Source organism: Rhizobacter sp. P3_B12 (assembly GCF_056402895.1).
The window spans coordinates 1-2,595 of the sequence record NZ_JBFUGN010000884.1; the positions used below are offsets into that span (position 1 = coordinate 1).

Annotated in this window: 3 protein-coding genes; all 3 read right to left on the reverse strand. The window is 70.7% G+C overall.

What is annotated here, in order from left to right; translation table 11 throughout:
- The coding region (locus AC1D01_RS29515; protein WP_477872761.1) for a HAMP domain-containing protein at nt 1-928 on the reverse strand (928 nt) is incomplete at its 3' end.
- Entirely contained in the window at nt 925-1,968 is a 1,044-nt protein-coding gene (locus tag AC1D01_RS29520; protein ID WP_477872763.1) for an alpha/beta fold hydrolase, read from the reverse strand. The genes AC1D01_RS29520 and AC1D01_RS29515, both read right to left, overlap by 4 nt.
- A 50-nt stretch (nt 1,969-2,018) precedes the next feature.
- Nucleotides 2,019-2,595: phosphoribulokinase (locus AC1D01_RS29525; RefSeq protein WP_477872765.1), on the reverse strand; the 577-nt coding region annotated here is incomplete at its 5' end.

Below are 2,595 nucleotides of genomic sequence, written 5' to 3' on the forward strand. Positions count from 1 at the left end.
GGCGCGGGATGATGCCGTGCATCGCGTCGTACAGGCGCGACGACTCGTCGGCGATCAGGCGCGCCGCCTGCTCGGCCTGCGGATCGAGCGTGCGCATGCGCTGCGCGATCGACAGCGCCATGCTGCGCATCGCCGTCACCGACTGGCCCAGTTCGTCATGCAGCTCGCGCGCGATCAGGTGGCGCTCCTGCTCGATCTGGTGGTCGACCCAGCGCGTCAGCTCGCGGCTCTCGGAGAGCTGCAGCTCGGCACGCACCGCGCGGCGCTCGGTCTCGATGTGGCCCTGCAGCATGCCGACCATGCGGTTGAAGGCCTTGCCGATGGTGCCGGCCTCGGCCCCGGGCAGCGGCGGCAGCGAGACATCGAAGCGGCCACCTTCCAGCTGGTTCAGCGCCGCGACGATCTGGCCGAACGGCCGCAGCGTGCGCCCGACCAGCCAGTACACCAGCCCGTTGAGTACCACCAGCATCACGACGGCCCCGAACACCAGCGTGATGGCCTCGTCCCAGGCGTCGAGCACGGCGCGCGAGGCGTTCGCCTGCACCGTCAGCCGGCCGTCGGGCAGGTCCAGCGACTGCACGGCCGGCGGCGGCGCGACCAGTGCGTCGAACCAGTCGGGCGCATCGCGGCCCGGCTTGTAGGGCGATGGCGGCGAGGCATAGAGCACCGCGCCCTGCCGGTCGAGCAGCGTGATGTCGTTCGAGCGCACGCGGCCCATGCCCTGCAGGAAGGCCAGCACCGCCGGCGTGCCCTGGGCCGCGTAGCGCCACACGGTGCGGTTCATGAACTGCCCGGCCACGCGGTTGGCGGCCACCACTTCCTCGTTCACCGACGCGCGCATGCTGCGCAGCTCCAGGCCCATCATCACGAACAGGAACAGCAGCGTCAGCAGCCCGACGATCAGGTGGATCTTCAGCCTCAGAGTCATGACGACCCCTCGTCCGACGGGTACGTCGGACGGTCCCCCGAGGGGACACGGGCCGGCTTGGGAGCGGCCCGGCGCTCGGCCCGTTCTGCTTCGAAATGCCCGTGCGCTGCGTAGCCGTCCAGCGCCTCGACCATCGCGCGCACCATCGCCGGATGCGAGGGATCGTGGCCGGCGCCCTCGACGAGGCGCAGGTGGCTGTGCGGCAGGCGCTGGTGCAGCGCGACAGCGCCCTGGGGCCGGCAGATGCGGTCTTCGCTGCCGTGCAGCAGCAGCGTCGGCACCACCGGCAGGCGGTCGCAGCGATCGAGCAGCGGCGGGTCATCGAGCCAGCAGCGGTGCAGCAGGTAGTGGCTCTGCACGCGGTAGCGGTCGACCTGCGCCTCGAGCGCCGCGCCCGACGGCTCGGGCTGTGCCACGGCGCCGGTCGCGAGCGTGCTTTCCCAGCGCCACCAGGCCAGCGCGATGCGGCGCGCGGTGTCGGCATCCGTCTTGTCATCGATGGCCAGGCCTTGCGCGAGGAACGGCAGCAAGGCGCGGCGCTGCTCGGGCGGCGCGATGGATGCGAACTGCACCCAGGCCTCGCCCTGCCCGGCCGGAACCTCTTGAAAGAAGCCGGTGATGTCGTCCTCGCGCGCGAGGAAGGTGGCGCGCAGCAGCAGCCCGGCCACCGCGCCCGGATGCGCCATGGCATACGCCAGTGCGAGCGTGGCACCCCACGAGCCGCCGACCACCCGCCAGCGCGCGATGCCGAGCGCCTCGCGCAGCGTCTCCAGGTCGGCCACCAGGTGGGCGGTGGTGTTGTCGACCGTGCTGCCGCGCGGCTGGCTCCTGCCCGCACCGCGCTGGTCGGGGCTGACGATGCGGTAGCGGGCCGGATCGAAGAAGCGGCGCAGCAGCGGCGAGCTGCCGGAACCCGGGCCGCCATGCAGCACCACCACCGGGATGCCCTGCGGATTTCCGCTCTCCTCGACGTGCAGCACGTGGCCACCCGGCACGCGAAGTTCGTGCACGCGGTACGGTGCGGTTTCGGCGTAGAGCATGGCCGCGGCATGGTAGCCCGCGCCCCCGCCGCCGCGCTTCAGTGCTTTCGCTACAGCAAATTCTTCCGTTGCTCCACCAGCCGCATGATCATCGGCGTGAAGATCAGCTGCATCGCGAGCTCCATCTTCCCGCCCGGCACCACCAGCGTGTTGGCACGCGACATGAACGAGTCGTGCAGCATCGACAGCAGGTACGGAAAATCGATGCCGCGCGGGTTCGCGAAGCGGATCACCACCAGGCTCTCGTCGGCGGTCGGGATGGTGCGCGCGATGAACGGATCCGAGGTGTCGACCACCGGCACGCGCTGGAAGTTGATGTGCGTGCGCGTGAACTGCGGGCAGATGTATTCCACGTACTCGTGCATGCGGCGCAGGATCACGCTGGTCACCGCCTCGGTCGAATAGCCGCGCGTGCTGCGGTCGCGGTGGATCTTCTGGATCCACTCCAGGTTGATCACCGGCACCACGCCGATCAGCAGGTCGGTGAAGCGCGCCACGTCGACCTTGTCGGTCGTCACGCCGCCGTGCAGGCCCTCGTAGAACAGCAGGCTGCTCGGCGGCAGCGGCGCCCAGGCGGTGAAGGTGCCCGGCGGCTGCTGGTACGGCGCGGCCTCCTCGTCGTTGTGC